Raw genomic sequence first — 15,606 nt, 5'->3', positions numbered from 1 at the left:
CGGAGTTGCTACGATTGAACGGGGTTCTCGGCAATCAAGACAGGGCTCGAAACGTCAATGAGGGCGTTTCTCGCGCCCAGGGCGTCGCTGAATGGAATCACCCATTCGGAGATTCGTTCGCCAGTTTCGCTGGTGGTGCTTCTTTCTGGAACATGCGGATACGGGTTGTCTGGATCAAAGGCTCCCTTGATTTCCGAGAAGAAGAGCACGTGGTTTTGAAAATGGAGATTCTGGCCGATCAGATACACCGGCCACCAAAACAGGAAATTCGCGGTGGCGGGGTCGGTGATGGAAGTGATCAAACAGGACTTTGGCGAGTTTGGGCCGAGTCGGTTAAGCCCTTCGGCCCACTGCGATTTATAGCGTGCGGGAGTCCAGAACTCGGTCGACGCCTCGAATCGCTCCTCGAAGTCGCCGATTTTGATAACGCCAAGCCGCGTGCCGATGTGCGGATCAGCGTCCGCCGCAAGCGGCAATAATTCAATGGAAAATCGGCTCATGGGGTCAGTCTCCAATCCGGTTCATCTCGTCATCGTAGGTGCCAAGTCGGCGGCCCTGGCGGTCAAATTTCTTCCACGCGCCACCGACGTGCGAATCAATATCGGCGGTGATGTACGTCTCTCCATTCGAGTATATCTCTTGGCCATGGGAATTGAACGGGGCTTTCTGCGGTGCAATTCGCTGGTCGTATCCGAGGGCCTTGGCAGACTCACGTAGTTAGTTGTTCCTTGCGATATTTCTGACGCCACAGCGCGCGTCGTTGCTCTACTTCCCGCGGATGCCATGGGCTCTCTGACAGGGCCGGCGACATCGGATGCTGCTGCACCGCGTTCAAGGCACTGTTATCGCCTCCTCGCCAATCCGCGACCGAATCTCGCGCCGTAAATCCGACTCGATGGCCAAATCAACCGATATTCCAAACAACTCTTCCAGGTACAGCTTCAGCCCCGTGTAGCTCTCAAAAGTTGACCGGCCAGTGAACTCCACCAGCACGTCAAGATCGCTTTCCGAACGCGCTTCGTTCCTGGCAACGGAACCGAAGATCGCCAGCGATTGCGCGCCGAACCTTCGCCGGATTTCCGGCATGTGCTTCGACAGCAATTGGAGAGCGTCGTTAGCATTCATCGGGCGCGGCCTCAATCGATACTCGATACTCTTCTGTTCGACCCATCAATCATGACGGCGAACACGCTTTCGTTGTTTGTTTCACCTGCTTCAACGAGTCCCGAGAACGAAACGTTTCCGCCACCAGGCGTCGGACTTCATATCGTCGGGAACTTCTGGATCCTCTGGTTCCAGGCCAAGATGTTCAAGTTGGTCGAACCATTCATCGCGAAGACTCTCCGGCAAGCGAGAGCCGCACCACGGGCAGAAATCAATCAATTGTATCGCCGAACCCCCATCGAGGATCTTCAAAGCGTACTCGCGAAAGCGCGGCGAGTACGTCACAGGCACATCCTCGTCGGCGAGATGCGCGGCCATCACATCACAGCAGTGCTTGGTTTCTTGGTCGTTAGTCATCGATCTTGATGCGTCTTCCATCGACGGGTGGCTTGTAGATCTCGCCGGTGTCCGGATTCATCGAGCCAAGGTGCTCGCCTCTACTATTGTAGACCTCGATGTCACCGTGGGTGTGGTCCCATTCATAATAGCGCCGATCCTTGCCCGAAAGGCCGTTCGTTTTCGTTTGGCCGCGAAAGCGTTTGAGTTTTCTCCAAATTGGCGAATCTTGTTTCATAGCCGCCGTAAGCGCAGCAACACCTCATCACTGAGCCGGCCACATCAACAACGTCCCCACCAACACCAACATGCCGAGCATCATCGCCAGAGCGTAAAACTGCACCAGGCCGTTTTGCAGCGACCGCAGCGCCGAGCCGACCGCCAGGGGTATCTTGCCGACCAGATTCACCAGGCCGTCGATCACCCAGCGGTCGAACCAGTAGGCCGATTGCGCCAGCATCCACAGCGGCCAAATGACGAACACGTTGTAAATCGCATCGATGAAAAAGCGGTTGTAGGAGAGTTGATAGAGGCCCAACTCGTAAATTCGGGCGGAACTGGCGGCCTTGCCCACCGCTTCGATTTCTTTGCGACCGCCCAGATACAAGAAGGCCGCCAGGCCGATGCCCGCAAAACCCGCCAGACTGCCCAGGGCCATGATCTGGCCGTGGGCGCCTGTTTCGCCGGCGTGCTCGGCCGGTTGCAAGGGGGCGTAGCTCAGCGAGGGCGTTTGTTGCAAGAATTCGTCGAACCGATGTTTGCCGAAAGCCCATTCCGAATCGATGATGCCGATCCCCAAAGCACATGCCGCCAGAATGAACAGCGGCACGAGCATGCTCCGCGGCGACTCGTGAGCATGGTGGCCGGCCTCGTGCGGCACGTGCGTCTCGCCGAAAAACGTCATGAAAAACGCCCGGAAGGTGTAGACCGCCGTCAGGAAGGCGGTGAACAGGCCGATGTAACAGAGCAATTGGTAAAAGCCGATCTCCAAAGCGGTGCCGACAAACAACGTGCCTCCGTGCTGCGTTTCGAGGGCCGAGGCGAGAATGGCGTCCTTGCTCCAAAAGCCGGCGAAGGGCCAGATGCCGCACAACGCCAGGCAGCCGGAGGCAAACGTCAGGCAGGTCCAGGGCATGATCCGCCGCAGGCCGCCGAAGCGGGTCATGTCGACGATGCCGCCCATGGCGTGCATCACGCTGCCCGCACCGAGAAACAACAGGCCTTTGAAAAAGGCGTGCGTGAAGAGGTGAAACATGCCGCTGGTCACGCCGGCCAGCGTTCCCACACCCACGCCCAAAAACATGTAGCCCAACTGACTGATCGTGGAATAGGCCATCACCCGCTTCAGGTCGTTCTGCGTCAGGGCGATCAAGGCGGCCAAGAGCGCCGTGAAGCAACCGACGACGGCCACCGCGGTGCGGGCCGCCGGCGCGGCCACCACCAGCGGCGTGACGCGCGTGAACATATAGACGCCCGCCGTGACCATCGTGGCCGCGTGAATCAAGGCGCTGACCGGCGTCGGGCCTTCCATCGCGTCGGGCAGCCAAACGTGCAGCGGAAACTGAGCGCTCTTGCCGCAGGCCCCGGCCAGCAGACAGAGGCAGATGGCCACGCCCACCGCACCGCCGACGTAACCTTCGCTCGTCTCTTTGGCCAGGCGTGTTTGCCCGAACACGCCTTCGACTGCCACTTCCTCTCCCGCGGCCACTGGGTTCCCGGCGGCGTTCACGTCGTGAAAGTTGAGCGTGCCGTAGGTCGTCCAGATCAGGAACAGGCCGATGATGAAGCCGAAATCGCCCACGCGATTGACGAGAAACGCCTTCTTGCCGGCCGCCGCCGCCGCGGGCTTCTCGTACCAGAAGCCGATCAGCAGATAGCTGCACAAACCGACCGCCTCCCAGAACACAAAGAGCAGCATGAAGTTGCTCACCGACACCAGCATCGTCATCGAAAAGACGAACAGCGACACGTAGGCGAAGAAGCGCCAGTAGCCCGGATCGCCGTGCATGTAACCGACCGAATAGATAGCCACCAGCGACGAAATGAACGTGACCATCGCCAACATGATGGCCGTCAGCGGATCGGCCCGCAGCGTCACGTCGATGTTCAATGCGCGGCCGGCGGCATCCGTTCCGAGCTGGTACGCGCCCGGCAGATCGGCCCATGTCCAAAGAGGATAGATACGTTCGACGCCGACCGCGTCGTCGCCGGCCGCGGCGGAGAGGTTGTTCACGGCGAACAACAAGATCAGGCTGCAAACGAACGAACCGACGAGCGCCGCGATGATCGGCCAGTGGCTCCGCTCGCGCAGCAGCTTGGCCCCGGCCAGCGCCGTGATCAGGCAGGCCGCCAGCGGCAGGCCGGGGATCAAGATCAGTAAGGTTTCGATGCTAAACATGACTGCGGTGAATCATTTCGTCGAGGGAGTGGACCGGCTCGACGCCGGAGTGCGGCAACGTGGGAAAATGCTCGATGGTCAGCGGCTCGTCGGGCAACTCGCGATCGACGTACCGCGGCTGGTTCGCTTCGCGCACCGTCTGCCAGAATGCCACGTCGAGTTTGCCGCTGCGATGATAGAGCATCAATACCAGGGCCAGCGCGATGGCCGCTTCGCAGGCCGCCACAGTGAGAATGAAGATCACCAGCATCTGCCCGCCCCAATCGTTGTGGAACCGGCCCCAGGCCACCAGGCTGAGCGAAATGCCTTGCAGCATCATTTCGGCCGCCAGGAACATGACGATCATGTTGCGGCGGCTGACGAAGCCCACCAGCCCGATGCCGAACAGCAGGGCGCCGATGAACAGATAGCGTTCGAGCAACTGGACTTCATCCATGCTGGGCCTCCCCGCGTTCCACGGGGACCGCCGTCAACGGCGTTGCCAGTCCCGCCTTGCTCCCTTGGGCCACAATGGCCACCGCGCCCACCAGCGCCACCAACAGCAGCGTGCCCGCCACTTCGACGGCGACCAGATAGCGGCTGAACAGTTGCCGGCCAAGGTGGGCCACGTGCTCCGTGTTGAGAATCTCCGTTTGCCGCGCCTCGGCGCCCGCACCCTCGGTCTTCCAACCCGACTGCGCGGCCTTGCCCTCCGCGGGCAAAAAGATGACGGCGGTCAACAGGCCGACCAGCACCGCGCCGGTGCAGGCGGAAAGCATCGGTTCCCAGGAGACGCGGTCGTAATACGTGTGCCCTTCGGGCTGGGCCAGCATCAGCACGAACAGAAACGTCACCAGGATCGCCCCCGCATAGACCACGATCGTGGCCACGCCGAGAAACTGCGCTCCCTGCAACAAGAAAAGTGCGGCCGTGCTCAGCAGCGTCAGCGCGAACCAGAGGGCACAGTAGACGGGGCTGCGCATGGTGACGGCGCCGAAGGCCGACACGATCGTCGTCACGGCAACGGCGAAGAAGACGCCCTCGCCGATCCAATGCTCGCGCTGGAAATGCACGAACAGCGAGGCGAGCATGCCGATGCCCACGGCCGCCAAGAGGACGCCCCACCAGCGGCCGCGCGTCGTGCCGCGCGGCAATTGCAGCCACAGCCCGCCGGCCAAGAGTGCCGAAGCGATCGCGATCGTCTGGGCGGCGCCGGTCATGTCGTGCCTCCCAGCTCGTGCGATTTCATCGGCTCGCTGTCTTTGGTCATGTCGTAGACGCTGAGCAACTTTTCCTTGTCGAAGATCATCTCTTCGCGGCTGCGGCCCGTCAGGTCGAGAAAGCTGGTCAGCTCGATGGCGTCGACCGGGCAGGCTTCTTCGCACATGCCGCAGAAGATGCACCGCAACTCGTCGATGACGAACGTCTGCGGGTACTTCTCGCGGTCGGGCCAGGGACTTTCAACCCCTACGATGTCGATGCAATGGGCCGGGCAGGCCGTCGCGCAGAGGAAGCAGGCCACGCACTTGACCCGTCCCTGCTCGTCCTTGTTCAGCCGGTGAACGCCGCGATAGATGAGCGGATTGCCGACTTTCGGCCGGGCTTCGGGAAAGCTGACCGTCACCTTTGGGCCAAACAGGTGCCGCGTGGTGGTGGCGAAGCCTTGCACGAAGAGCGGCAAGTACATTTTGCCCGCCAGGCCGAGCGGCGGCTCGTCGATCCACTGAATGTCCGGGTCGTCAGGTTTCATCCGATGCCCTTCATTAAGGATGTAGGGTGGGACCAGCGAGCTTGCGAGCGCCGGCCCACCGCAAACGACGTCGCCCCACGTTGATGCCCGCGCGCGTCCAACCGGGGCATCGCTTGGCCGCGGCGCGTGTTGCCGCGGTCCAGTCGCGCGTGGCCAAGCTCTGCCCCAGCCACCGAGATTACGCTGCACATTGTCACGTAAGAATTATTCATTGGCTATTGTACTGGACGGCCTGGGAAGGCCATCCTCCCGTCGTTGGGCCACTTGGGGCGGTTGTCGGTGTGCAGCGGCGCGTACGTTCCGGCGACGGCAAAGGCGATGACCGCCGCGATCCACATCAGGCCCATCAACAGCCAGCGAGCGCCCGTATCGAGCGAGTGCCCCGCGGCCTCGACGAGCGCCGCCACCAACACCAGATTCACCACGCCCAGCGGCAGCATGACTTTCCACGACAGGTTCATCAATTGGTCGAAGCGGAAACGGGGCCAGCTCCAGCGGGCCAGCATGAAAAACAAGATCACCAGCAGAATCTTCGTCATCAGAACCAGAATCCGCAAGATGGCCGTGACCCAGGTCACGTTGTTGTCGCTGCCGGTCAGCCCCCACAGATGCCAGCCACCGAAATAAAGCATCACGATCAAGAACGATGCCGTGACCATGTGCAGAAACTCGGCAATCAGGAACATCAACAGCCGCATGCCCGCATATTCGGTGTGATAGCCGCCCACCAATTCCTGCTCGGCTTCGGGCAAGTCGAACGGCAGCCGGGCGCTCTCCGCGAACGATGCCACCAGAAAGACCACAAAGCCGATCGGCTGCCAGAGAATATTCCAGACGCCGCTTTTGGCTTGTTCGCCGATGATCGTCTCCAGCCGCAACGAGCCGGAGAACAGCACGACGCCCAGAATGCCCAGCCCCAGCGGCAGCTCGTAGGCGATCAACTGGGCGCTCGACCGCAGCCCGCCCAAAAAACTGTATTTGCTGTTGCTGGCCCATCCGCCCAGGATCACGCCGTACACGGCGATGCTGCTCAACGCGAAGATGTAGATCAGCGCCACGTCGAGTTGCGGGGCGACGACCAGATCGATCTGATGATCGACGCCGGGAATCCCCGCGTCGGCCGGCAGAACGCTGCCGAACGGCACTGCGGCGAAGATCGCCAGGGCCGTGGCCAGAATCACGATCGGGGCCACGGTATAGAGCACCTTGTCGACATGGTGCGGCGTGATTTCTTCTTTGAAGATGAACTTCAGGCCGTCGGCCAGCGGCTGCCCCAGGCCGAACAGGCGGATCTTGGTGAGCGGAATGCCGACGCGGTTTGGCCCCAGGCGGTCTTGCACCCAGGCGGCCATCCACCGCTCCAGCAGCACGAGATAGGCCGCCGCCGTCATCAACCCGCCTATCAGGATGGCGATCTTGACCAGCGCTTCGATGATGAATTCGGTCGTCATGTGCTGAAAGATAGGCGATGATGATTGAAAAAGGAAGGGTTGTCATTCCCACGGCATCGGTATGAACGCGGATGCTTTCGTTGGCACGAATACTTTGCCTATACGATCGACGAAGATCCGGCTTCGGCTTCGAAGCGTCAAGCTGGGGCGATCGATCATCTTGAGACGGGGGCGGCGTCGCCCCGCATGATCCATCGTTGGCCCACCGGCGGCTTCAGGTACGCAGCTTCCGGATGAACCCTATTTATTGCCCGAAGGTAGCCGATGGATGGTGTTGTGTACCTGGCCGACGGCCGGCGTTCCGTCCGACGCCTTCAGGCGGTAGTCTATGGCCATGCACCAGGTGGGGGCGATGTCGCGAAGCTCGAGGAAGACGCCGCGGTTGTCGGGCGTGAGCGACGCGGATGCCACAGCCAGCTCGTGCTCGCCATAATGGTCGGAGCCATAGTTTGCAGTTCGCTTTAAGGACCACGCGCGAACGCGGTAACGCTTGGTGTCGCGGGCCAGGTTGCCATCGAGCGGAGCGCAGAAAGTGATCTCGATACCCTTCGGGCGCGCTCGGAGCGAAAGCGGAATACACACAGGCTTGTTCGTGTAGCGAACGCGGTAGAAGCCGCCGGGTGCCGTCTGATTGCCGGCCCAGGCGAACATCCCGCAGGCGTAGAGCTGGCCGTTCGTCGGATGAAACCGCCCGCGCATCACGCCGGTGGGAAAGATCGGCATCGGCAACGGGCAAATTCCGCCTTGCATTTGGCCGTCTAGCTTTTCATGGGGCACGATAAAGACCTTGCCGGCCCCATACGACAATTCGAGCAGTGAGCCTTTCAGTGGCCCCCAGGCCTCGCTGGTGACCCACAGCAGCTCGCCGGGCGAACGATCGAACGCATTGGTGATCCAGCACAGCGGCTGCCGCATCCGCCCGTCGGCGGTGTCGGTCACGTCGTGGTAACCGAACATATTTCCATAGAAACCTCCGGTTTGTACCCAATTGATGCGGTTCTTGGGCGTCCAATGGCCCTCCTGGTCGGAGACGAAAAACGTGCCGTCCGCGTTCAGGCACACCCCATTTGCGGCGCGAAATCCGGTCGCCAGGATGTCGGTGCGGAGGCCGTCGTGGCTGACGCGGAGCAAAGTGCCATGATGCGGCACCACCGCGGACAGCCCGTGCCGGGCCGACTTGGCGTAGTAGAAATTCCCCTCCGCGTCGGTCTGCAAGCCCATCGCAAATTCATGAAAATGCTCGGTGACCTGATGATCGCTGTTGAAGTTCTCGTAGTAATCGGTTTCGCCGTCGCCGTTCAGGTCGTGCAAAATGACGATCTGGTCGCGGCAGCCCACGTAGATTTCCCCGTTCCAGACCTTTAGCCCCAGAGGCTGAAACAGGCCTGAAGCGATGCGCCGCCAGGTAAGTCCCTGCTCCGGCCGATCGACGCCCCGCACCAACCACACGTCGCCGTCCCACGTGCAGACGGCCGCCGCCTTTCCATCGTCGAGAAAGTCGAAGCCCGTGAACCGCATCTGGCATGACCAGGGATTACCGGCCGGGTGAGTCAGGACATCGATCGCGAACGGGCCGTCGTCGGCGCCCAGAACGGGTGCGGCGGCGAGCGACTCTGGCCAGCGCGGAGGGCCGCCTTCGATCGCTTCGTTGAGGGCAGTTTGCGGTAAATCCACGTCCTTCAGCACTACCTGCTTGCCGCCGACGCTCGTCCAGAGGGTGAATTGAAGGGGCTCGTCGCCGGCGGGAATCCGCAGCCGAAGCTGGCCGTCTTCCAACGTCCAATGCGCGTTGGCGATGTCAGGCGCCAAACCAGCCTCGAACTTGAGCTTCGATTCGCCGCTCGGCTGCGACGGATCCGGTTCCACAACCGCGCGACATTTGCCAAGTGGGCCGTCGGGTGCTTCACGGAGGCGGGCATGCTCGCCAGGATGTTCCGCCACTGCGACTACCATATCGTTCGGCCGCGGACCAATGCGGAACGATCGCGTGAAGACGAAGGACGCGTTGCTGCCGACGTTGGCGATATGCGGTATTTCGAGAATCGGCGTCTGGCCGACCGAATACGAGAGAACGATGCGGCCGTTATTGTCGTAGAGGCCGTTAAAGTGCCCCCAGGCACGCGGCAACGGCCCGTAAGGTTTGTCGTCGCGCCCGCGCAGCCGTACGTCGTCGAAGCCGCCCGTCTCCGGGTTTGCCCACCCCAGGCCATGGTTAACCACCCGCAGCTCGCCGGCGATACGTGGATGCACCTCGTGGCGGCCGTTAAAATGAATTCCGTTGTAGTCGATAAAGGCGGGATGCTCGTCATCGGTTTTGCTCCAGACCGCGGCGACACGTAGCGTGTCGTGGTCGAAGATCATCCAGTCTCGTCCCTGTGAAACTCCGCCCGAACCGGGGTCAAGCCTCACCGCGATCCCCTTATAGGCGAAGTTCGAACCGTCGCTGCCAATCTCATAGGTATTGATGAGGCTGCGGCCGTAATCCATGGCGACCCAGGGCTCGTGCGTATTCGGTGCAGGGCCGCGGGTGTCGCCCTTCGGCAGGCCGGCCAGATACGCGTTGTCGACGGCCACAAATTGCGTCGGATTGTGCGGCTTCAAGTAAGCTTCACGCACGTAATGGATCACAGCGTATTTGTCCTGGGGAACCATCGAGCTTTGTGGCGCCATGAGGCCAAAGCCGAACGTCAGTGTGCGGTAGATGCCGTAGGGGTCCGCGCCGTTTTTGAAACGGCCGGACGCGAACGCAAGCGCCGCGGGCAGCGAACCGGGCCGGTCAACTGTACCATGACAGTTGGCGCAGACCCGCTGGTAGATGGCCTCGCCCCGCTCGAACACGGCGTCGCCCGCTTCGGACAGCAGGCCGGCATGGTCGAGGTGTTGCTCATACTCCGGTAAAGGCGGCGATGAGAATAGTCCCGGCGGAGGACGCAACTGGGCCACGCGTTGCCGTCCGAACTCGCTGATTTCGAAGAGATACCGTAACAAGTCGAGGAAGTCTTGTCGGCCCGCGAGTTGATTGGCCAGACCGGCCGGCATAGCCGAAAGGGGGCTTTTCTCGTGCTCGTCAATCGCCTGCTTGTCGATGCGCTGAAGTTCCGAGTTCCCGTCGGCGCTGCGCAGAACAAGCGCTTTGGGGAGATCCTCCACCAACAAACCGACAATCGTGTGGCCGTCGTCGGTGACCACGCGAATCGTCTCGAAGCCCTTACGGATGCTTTTCGACGGCATCAGAACCGAATCAACCAAATACGCGTCATCGACATCCGCCGGCGGCCGTGTCAAATCGGGGCCCACTGCGGGCCGACCATCGTCGGGCAAATGGCATAAAGCGCAGCCGACGCTGCGTTGATGAAACAGCACGGCGCCCCGCTGCGCGTCGCCGTATTTGCGAGCCGCGGCGGCTAATTTCGCGGGATCTTCGCGTAGAAGCAGCCGTTCGAGAGGCTCGACGGCGCCAGCCGTTGGTACCCCTGGAGCGAGCCACAGGCCAAGCAGCGCCGGCAACAAGGCCGGCCCGGCGAATCGCCGCGAAACGACGATGGAACTCTTTTTGACTGGCCTTTGGTCAATAATCATCTGGTCTAGACAACTCCGCGCTAGCCACGAGCGGTCCTCCAGAAAAAGAAGCCTGCCTCACAGATGCGTACAACAGCTAACTTTCGCACTCCTTGCTCCGATTAATGCCTCTTCAAACGCTCGCCAATTGGTTGATCTTCAAGTCGATGCCCGTCGCCGGTATCTCGTCGGCCGCCGCGGAGAAGTAAATGATCTCGGCCGCCACGTCGCTGAGCACCTTCCGCGAGTTGAACAGCCCCGGCATGCCCAACAGCCTCCAATAAAGTTGCCCTTCGACCCAGGCGCCGGCCGGCGGACGCACCGCCCATTTCACGCTCTGCAACCGGTCGGCATGGTGTACGTACGAGCCGTCGCGCTCGGCAAACGTCCCGCCGGAAAGCTGATAATGGGCCATCGTCCACAGCGGCGACTCGAAAATGTCCTGCACGATCAGCAGGTTCACCGGGCTGAACCGATCGGCAATCGCTTTGCTGAATTCCGGCTCTTTGTATCCGCCGGTCACCCACACGCCGCCGAACTCGCCCTGCTCGATGCGCGGCAACATTTCCTCGAACGTCGGGCAGCTTCCCGTGAAATGCCGAATCACCGCCTCCACGCCACGGCGGTTCGGGCATTTCTCGGCGCGAATGGTGAAGCCGTTCTTGAACCGCTCATCGTCACCCACGAACGGCACCGGCCCCAATGCCAGCACGGCGTCGCGATCGTAGCCGCGGAGATACTTGGCCAGCAAGTACGCTTCTTCCACGGTCAGGTGCGGCGAAAGAACTCCCGCCAGGCGGCCCGCCGAAGACAATTTGGTCTGTAGCTCGCCGGGCAACGCCGACCAATCCATTTCGACATAGCCGGCATCCGTGCGGCGACGCAAGCCGATCAGCCGGGCGTCGCTGTGAACGTAGTGAAACTGATAGCGGCCTTCGTCGCACATCCACCAGTGGTTGACGAACGGGTTTTCACGCGGCTTCAAGCGGTAGACGTGGTCCTGGTTTTCTTCCACCCAGATCGAGCAGCCCGTCGAACAGCCGGTGCAGACGCCGGGGTGCTTCTTCATGAACCAGACGCGCTGCTGATACAAAAAGTCCTTGTCGCCCAACGCGCCGACGGGGCAGAGATCGACCACGTTGCCCGACAGCTTGTTGGCCAGCGGATAGCCCGGCACGGTGTCGATCTCTTCGTGGCTGCCGCGGTTGATGACCATCAGCTCGCTGCTGCCGGCAATCTCGCGTGTGAACCGCACGCACCGGCTGCACATCACGCAACGATCGACGAACAGCGTGACCGTCGGTCCCACGTCGCGGCGGCGGCTGGTGAAGGGCCGGATGTCTGCCCGGCGTTCTTTCTGGCCGTGCTCGAAGTGATAGTCCTGCAGATAGCACTCGCCCGCCTTGTCGCAGATCGGGCAATCGACCGGGTGCCGCAGCAGCAGGTCTTCTTCCACGCGGGCACGCGCCTCGTGAACCTTCTGGCTGTTGGTGACGAATACGGTGCCGTCTTTGGCCGGCGTCTGGCAGGCGGGCACGAGCTTGGGCATCATCTGGATTTCGCCCGTTTCGGCGTTGCGTGTGCCGGTCTCGACCAGGCACATGCGGCAGCTTGCCACCACCGTCAAGCCGGGATGCCAGCAATAGCGAGGAATGTCGATGCCCAACCGCTCGGCGGCCTGGATGCCATTGAGGCGTTCTTTGTCGCCAATTTCGACTTCGTTGCCGTCGATGTAAACCTTACCCATCATTCCTTCCATTTCTGGCAATCGCCCAACCATCCGGCAGGATGGGCTTCCTGGCCCGTCAGGTTGCAGCGGCGTTCTCCCGGACCGGGTGGAGGTAGTTTAACAGGTTGCCCGGCGGCAGCCTAGCAGCAAGCTGGAAGACTCCGCGACACACTGCTTCGCCGCTATTTTTATCGCACCGGGCAACGACCATCTAGCCAACCAGTCAGCCCCATTGTGGCGGAACACATCAGCACGACGCCGACCACGTGGAGCGAGCGATTCTGCACGGGTCAGGATGCTACCGTCGACGACGATGTCGATGGTTTCCGAGTTTCTCCGCCTAGATCGCAGCCCGTTCATTCTCCTGCTCTGCTCGCAGTCGGGCAAAGAACCCCTCCTCACAGAGAGCGTGAACGGCCTCTTGTACGGCTTCGACGGTGACTTCGGGCAAGACAATCAGGCCCGGATCGGCGAGGTACGGCCTGCCGCGCTGCGCGTTCTCGTCCAAATCCTGCCGCAGGCGGACTGGATCAATGAAGTAGACGGAATAATGCCTGCCGTCAGTCAGCTCGACTCGGGCGCTCAACCAGCCCTTCAGGGACATCTCGAACGCGCCCCGCTCGTCAAAGCCCTCGGGAAAAATAACCCGCGCACAAGTTTGGGCCTTCATCATCGAATCTCCTCTTTAACTGCTTGCCTCCACGGCGCGAAGCACGACTTGCTCGAGTAGCTCCACATATCTCTCAAAGGTCATTGGTTCCGCGGGCATCAATTCATAATGCCCTGGGTCTCTGCCGCGCTGCTGGACCTTGAGGCCGTCGGGGACCGACTCCACTTCATAGGCTCCGCCGAAGCGCGTCACTCTTGCCGGATCGTCGAATAACGATATTCCTCGGTCGGTTCGGAGCCAACCGGTCGTTCGATCCGCCAGCACGTCCGTTCCAAGCCGAGGGGCGAGATCGGATCCGCCACGGAACAATCGTTGTGCTTGCAGCATGGTTACCTTCCAATTATACGACGCGCAGCGATCCGATCACAAGCCGCGGTTCGCGGGCCTGCTTGCCACGCGATTCTCGTTGCCGGTTCTTGATCGGTCCGCTGGCCGCCACTATTCTATGTTCGTCTTCCCGTCATCGGAGCGGTCCCCCATGGCAGACAGGTTCTATCAGGTGGTGACGGCGAAACACGATTCAGGATGCCGGTCGAGCGCATCGAAAACTTCACGCCCTAGAGCTAGACAAGCGAGTGCGCCATGTCGGTTTACTCATTGATCCACTCGCTCGGCTCGCTCGGACTCTTTCCGTCGCGGGCATTCCTGCCCGCGTTTGTCGCGGCCCTGCTCTTGCGATTTGGCGATTCGATGCCGCTGGTCGCGCATTCGGGGATGTTGGGCAAGGTCGATGCGCCGTCGTGGTTCGTCTGCAATACGTCGCTCGCGATCCTCGCGCTCCTTTCCTGCCTGGAATGCTGGGCGGCAAAAAACGCCGACGTGCGCCAGTTCCTCGACCAGCTCGACGCGCCGGTGAAGTCGCTCATGACCTTGCTCACATCGTTCGGCATCGCCAGCGTTCATGACGCCGAGTTGGTGCGGGCGATTCAACAGGCCGGCCTTTCCGACGGATTATTCGGGCTGATGGCCGCGGGCGCGGTCTTCTTCCTCACTTCGGCCCGACGGTCGCTTTACGATCTGCTGATCGAGATTGACCACGACGACTCCTTGGGATTGCAAAAGCTCTGCAGTTGGGCCGAAGAGGCCTGCCTGGGTCGTTCTGGGCGCGATCATGCTCGTCGTGTTCCCGATCGTGATGCTTCTTTCATATGAATGGCCAATGGCAATCACGCATCACCGTCGATCCGGGCAAGAGGAGCGGCCAACCGTGCATCCGCGGCATGCGCATGACCGTGCAGGACGTGCTGGAATACCTGGCGGGAGGCATGACGGCCGCGGAAGTCCTCGCCGACTTTCCTGAGCTGACCGCGGAAGATGTTCAGGCCTGCCTCGCCTTCGCAGCCGACCGCGAGCGGCGCGTGCGCGCATGAACCTTCTGTTCGATCAGAATTTGTCGCGACGATTGGTCGCGTTATTGGCGGCGGAATATCCTGGATCCGAGCACGTCAGCGGCGCCGGCCTGCTCGGCGCCGACGACATAGCCGTCTGGCGGTACGCCGCCGGCAAGGGTCTGGTGGTCGTCTCGAAGGATTCCGATTTCCGGCGCATGGCGGTCGTGCATGTCCGCCGCCGAAAGCGATCTGGCTCCGGGTCGGCAATAGCCCGACAGCCGACATCGTCGATCTGCTTCGCGATCGGTCGGCCGACGTGACAGCGTTTATTACCGACCCGGCGCTTGCCCTGCTGGTGTTGCCATGATCTGCAAAGGATCTTTCAAGCCCTTCGGCGCATCGGCGTCATCCGCGGAAATCATGTGATCTGAATGAACAGCATCCGCCCTTTTTTGTCGAGCTTCTCCAACACCGACAGCAAGGCATCGTAATCGTTGATGACGTCTTTTTTGTTCGCGCTCTCAATTGCCGGCGCAATCGAACGGAGCTCTTTGAGCATTTTCCGTACCTCCTCGGGTGCGTGCATGCTGTGCATCGGCAGCCACGCGTCAAAAGCCGTCTTGGTCCTTTGCTGCGACGTCCTTCGCGCCAGCCTATAACGGTATGGACGGCGGCCGAACGCCGATAATGCGACATCAGGATGTATCTTATCGTCAGGAACTTTAAGAAGCTTCCACGCAATCTCAAGCAAGTCGAAATAAATCTGATGCTCGGCGCGAAAGCCGACGCCCGCGCGATTCTCCATGCAACAAAAGCCCCATACAGCCTGTGACCAAACCTCCTTGCCCGCCTCGGACAAGTCGCCGTACCAGTCGCGCCGCGCGACCCGCCGCTTCACTAGGCCGTGAAGTTGTTCCGGTTCCGTGGGCCAGTCTTGAACGGGATCACCTTTTTCAAAGTCACCGTCATAGCCATACAACAGCTCCTCCGATACGCGCTTGGCGAGAAGTAGGAGTTGTTTGTCGGTGGGATCGTTGACAAAGCTTTGGAACTTGTCCCAGTCGAGCGAGTAGATCGCGTAACCAGCCACGAGCGTCCTTCCAAATTAAATCTTTCGACGAGAGAGAGTAGGCTAAGCCGGTTGCCGGGGCCCTGGCGGTACGCCGCCGGGAAGGGCCTGGCGGTCGTTTTGAAGGATTGCTTTTCAATCGCTTTTGCACATCGGCGCGATCCGCGGAGA

Annotated in this window: 16 protein-coding genes; 3 read left to right on the top strand and 13 right to left on the bottom strand. The window is 61.1% G+C overall.

Translation table 11 applies throughout. The features are described 5' to 3' along the window. Window positions 1–8: 8 nt before the first annotated feature. The 12 genes from VNH11_17560 to VNH11_17505 form a co-directional block, all read right to left on the bottom strand. Entirely contained in the window at window positions 9–500 is a 492-nt protein-coding gene (locus VNH11_17560; protein ID HVA48177.1) for a hypothetical protein, read from the bottom strand. Between the two features lie 331 nt (window positions 501–831). Further along, window positions 832–1,140: a nucleotidyltransferase family protein gene (locus VNH11_17555; GenBank protein ID HVA48176.1), complete on the bottom strand. Its 309-nt coding sequence runs from the start codon at window positions 1,138–1,140 to the stop codon at window positions 832–834. 75 nt (window positions 1,141–1,215) lie between these two features. Beyond that, the gene (locus VNH11_17550) at window positions 1,216–1,521 is read right to left on the bottom strand and encodes a hypothetical protein (protein HVA48175.1); all 306 of its coding nucleotides are present in this window, start codon (window positions 1,519–1,521) and stop codon (window positions 1,216–1,218) included. Next, window positions 1,514–1,738 (bottom strand): colicin E3/pyocin S6 family cytotoxin, encoded by a 225-nt coding sequence (locus VNH11_17545; GenBank protein ID HVA48174.1) that lies wholly within the window; start codon window positions 1,736–1,738, stop codon window positions 1,514–1,516. Before VNH11_17545 ends, VNH11_17550 begins: the two co-directional genes overlap by 8 nt. A 27-nt stretch (window positions 1,739–1,765) precedes the next feature. Next, window positions 1,766–3,898, bottom strand: coding sequence for an NADH-quinone oxidoreductase subunit L (gene nuoL / locus VNH11_17540; GenBank protein ID HVA48173.1), 2,133 nt, complete (start codon window positions 3,896–3,898; stop codon window positions 1,766–1,768). Further along, complete coding sequence (gene nuoK / locus VNH11_17535; protein HVA48172.1) at window positions 3,891–4,334, bottom strand: NADH-quinone oxidoreductase subunit NuoK; 444 nt, start codon at window positions 4,332–4,334, stop codon at window positions 3,891–3,893. The genes nuoL and nuoK overlap by 8 nt, the downstream gene beginning before the upstream one ends. Beyond that, on the bottom strand, window positions 4,327–5,097 hold the full coding sequence (locus tag VNH11_17530; GenBank protein ID HVA48171.1) for an NADH-quinone oxidoreductase subunit J: 771 nt from the start codon (window positions 5,095–5,097) through the stop codon (window positions 4,327–4,329). Before VNH11_17530 ends, nuoK begins: the two co-directional genes overlap by 8 nt. Beyond that, window positions 5,094–5,627 carry an NADH-quinone oxidoreductase subunit I gene (locus VNH11_17525; GenBank protein HVA48170.1) on the bottom strand — a complete coding sequence of 178 codons (534 nt, stop codon included), beginning with the start codon at window positions 5,625–5,627 and terminating at the stop codon, window positions 5,094–5,096. The genes VNH11_17530 and VNH11_17525 overlap by 4 nt, the downstream gene beginning before the upstream one ends. A gap of 215 nt (window positions 5,628–5,842) precedes the next feature. Then, the gene (gene nuoH, locus VNH11_17520; GenBank protein ID HVA48169.1) at window positions 5,843–7,078 is read right to left on the bottom strand and encodes an NADH-quinone oxidoreductase subunit NuoH; all 1,236 of its coding nucleotides are present in this window, start codon (window positions 7,076–7,078) and stop codon (window positions 5,843–5,845) included. Between the two features lie 240 nt (window positions 7,079–7,318). Then, the gene (locus VNH11_17515; protein ID HVA48168.1) at window positions 7,319–10,657 is read right to left on the bottom strand and encodes a DUF6797 domain-containing protein; all 3,339 of its coding nucleotides are present in this window, start codon (window positions 10,655–10,657) and stop codon (window positions 7,319–7,321) included. A 112-nt stretch (window positions 10,658–10,769) separates the two neighbouring features. Then, window positions 10,770–12,386: a 2Fe-2S iron-sulfur cluster-binding protein gene (locus VNH11_17510; GenBank protein HVA48167.1), complete on the bottom strand. Its 1,617-nt coding sequence runs from the start codon at window positions 12,384–12,386 to the stop codon at window positions 10,770–10,772. Window positions 12,387–12,705: 319 nt separating this feature from the next. After that, window positions 12,706–13,038, bottom strand: a complete 333-nt coding sequence (locus VNH11_17505) for a hypothetical protein (GenBank protein ID HVA48166.1) — start codon at window positions 13,036–13,038, stop codon at window positions 12,706–12,708. Between the two features lie 687 nt (window positions 13,039–13,725). Here VNH11_17505 and VNH11_17500 point away from each other — a divergent pair. The 3 genes from VNH11_17500 to VNH11_17490 are packed head-to-tail and all read left to right on the top strand — an operon-like array spanning window position 13,726 to window position 14,686. Next, a complete protein-coding gene (locus VNH11_17500) occupies window positions 13,726–14,187 on the top strand; it encodes a hypothetical protein (protein HVA48165.1) in 462 nt (153 codons plus the stop codon). Continuing rightward, entirely contained in the window at window positions 14,184–14,405 is a 222-nt protein-coding gene (locus VNH11_17495) for a DUF433 domain-containing protein (protein ID HVA48164.1), read from the top strand. The genes VNH11_17500 and VNH11_17495 overlap by 4 nt, the downstream gene beginning before the upstream one ends. Then, window positions 14,402–14,686 carry a DUF5615 family PIN-like protein gene (locus VNH11_17490; protein ID HVA48163.1) on the top strand — a complete coding sequence of 95 codons (285 nt, stop codon included), beginning with the start codon at window positions 14,402–14,404 and terminating at the stop codon, window positions 14,684–14,686. The genes VNH11_17495 and VNH11_17490 overlap by 4 nt, the downstream gene beginning before the upstream one ends. A 98-nt stretch (window positions 14,687–14,784) precedes the next feature. Here the strand turns inward: VNH11_17490 and VNH11_17485 are convergent, their stop codons facing one another. Beyond that, complete coding sequence (locus VNH11_17485) at window positions 14,785–15,456, bottom strand: hypothetical protein (protein ID HVA48162.1); 672 nt, start codon at window positions 15,454–15,456, stop codon at window positions 14,785–14,787. Window positions 15,457–15,606: the final 150 nt, after the last annotated feature.

The organism is Pirellulales bacterium (assembly GCA_035533075.1).
Taxonomy (GTDB): Bacteria; Planctomycetota; Planctomycetia; order Pirellulales; family JAICIG01; genus DASSFG01.
Note: the sequence above shows the minus strand (reverse complement) of the source record. Positions and strands in the feature narration are given on the sequence as shown.

What these genes read in the sequence shown, in the direction of transcription:
- VNH11_17560 (HVA48177.1), bottom strand. Translation starts at nt 500, where the DNA reads ATGAGCCGATTTTCCATTGAATTATTGCCGCTTGCGGCGGACGCTGAT.
- VNH11_17550 (HVA48175.1), bottom strand. Translation starts at nt 1,521, where the DNA reads ATGACTAACGACCAAGAAACCAAGCACTGCTGTGATGTGATGGCCGCG.
- VNH11_17545 (HVA48174.1), bottom strand. Translation starts at nt 1,738, where the DNA reads ATGAAACAAGATTCGCCAATTTGGAGAAAACTCAAACGCTTTCGCGGC.
- nuoL (HVA48173.1), bottom strand. Translation starts at nt 3,898, where the DNA reads ATGTTTAGCATCGAAACCTTACTGATCTTGATCCCCGGCCTGCCGCTG.
- nuoK (HVA48172.1), bottom strand. Translation starts at nt 4,334, where the DNA reads ATGGATGAAGTCCAGTTGCTCGAACGCTATCTGTTCATCGGCGCCCTG.
- VNH11_17530 (HVA48171.1), bottom strand. Translation starts at nt 5,097, where the DNA reads ATGACCGGCGCCGCCCAGACGATCGCGATCGCTTCGGCACTCTTGGCC.
- VNH11_17525 (HVA48170.1), bottom strand. Translation starts at nt 5,627, where the DNA reads ATGAAACCTGACGACCCGGACATTCAGTGGATCGACGAGCCGCCGCTC.
- nuoH (HVA48169.1), bottom strand. Translation starts at nt 7,078, where the DNA reads ATGACGACCGAATTCATCATCGAAGCGCTGGTCAAGATCGCCATCCTG.
- VNH11_17515 (HVA48168.1), bottom strand. Translation starts at nt 10,657, where the DNA reads ATGATTATTGACCAAAGGCCAGTCAAAAAGAGTTCCATCGTCGTTTCG.
- VNH11_17510 (HVA48167.1), bottom strand. Translation starts at nt 12,386, where the DNA reads ATGATGGGTAAGGTTTACATCGACGGCAACGAAGTCGAAATTGGCGAC.
- VNH11_17505 (HVA48166.1), bottom strand. Translation starts at nt 13,038, where the DNA reads ATGATGAAGGCCCAAACTTGTGCGCGGGTTATTTTTCCCGAGGGCTTT.
- VNH11_17500 (HVA48165.1), top strand. Translation starts at nt 13,726, where the DNA reads ATGCCGCTGGTCGCGCATTCGGGGATGTTGGGCAAGGTCGATGCGCCG.
- VNH11_17495 (HVA48164.1), top strand. Translation starts at nt 14,184, where the DNA reads ATGAATGGCCAATGGCAATCACGCATCACCGTCGATCCGGGCAAGAGG.
- VNH11_17490 (HVA48163.1), top strand. Translation starts at nt 14,402, where the DNA reads ATGAACCTTCTGTTCGATCAGAATTTGTCGCGACGATTGGTCGCGTTA.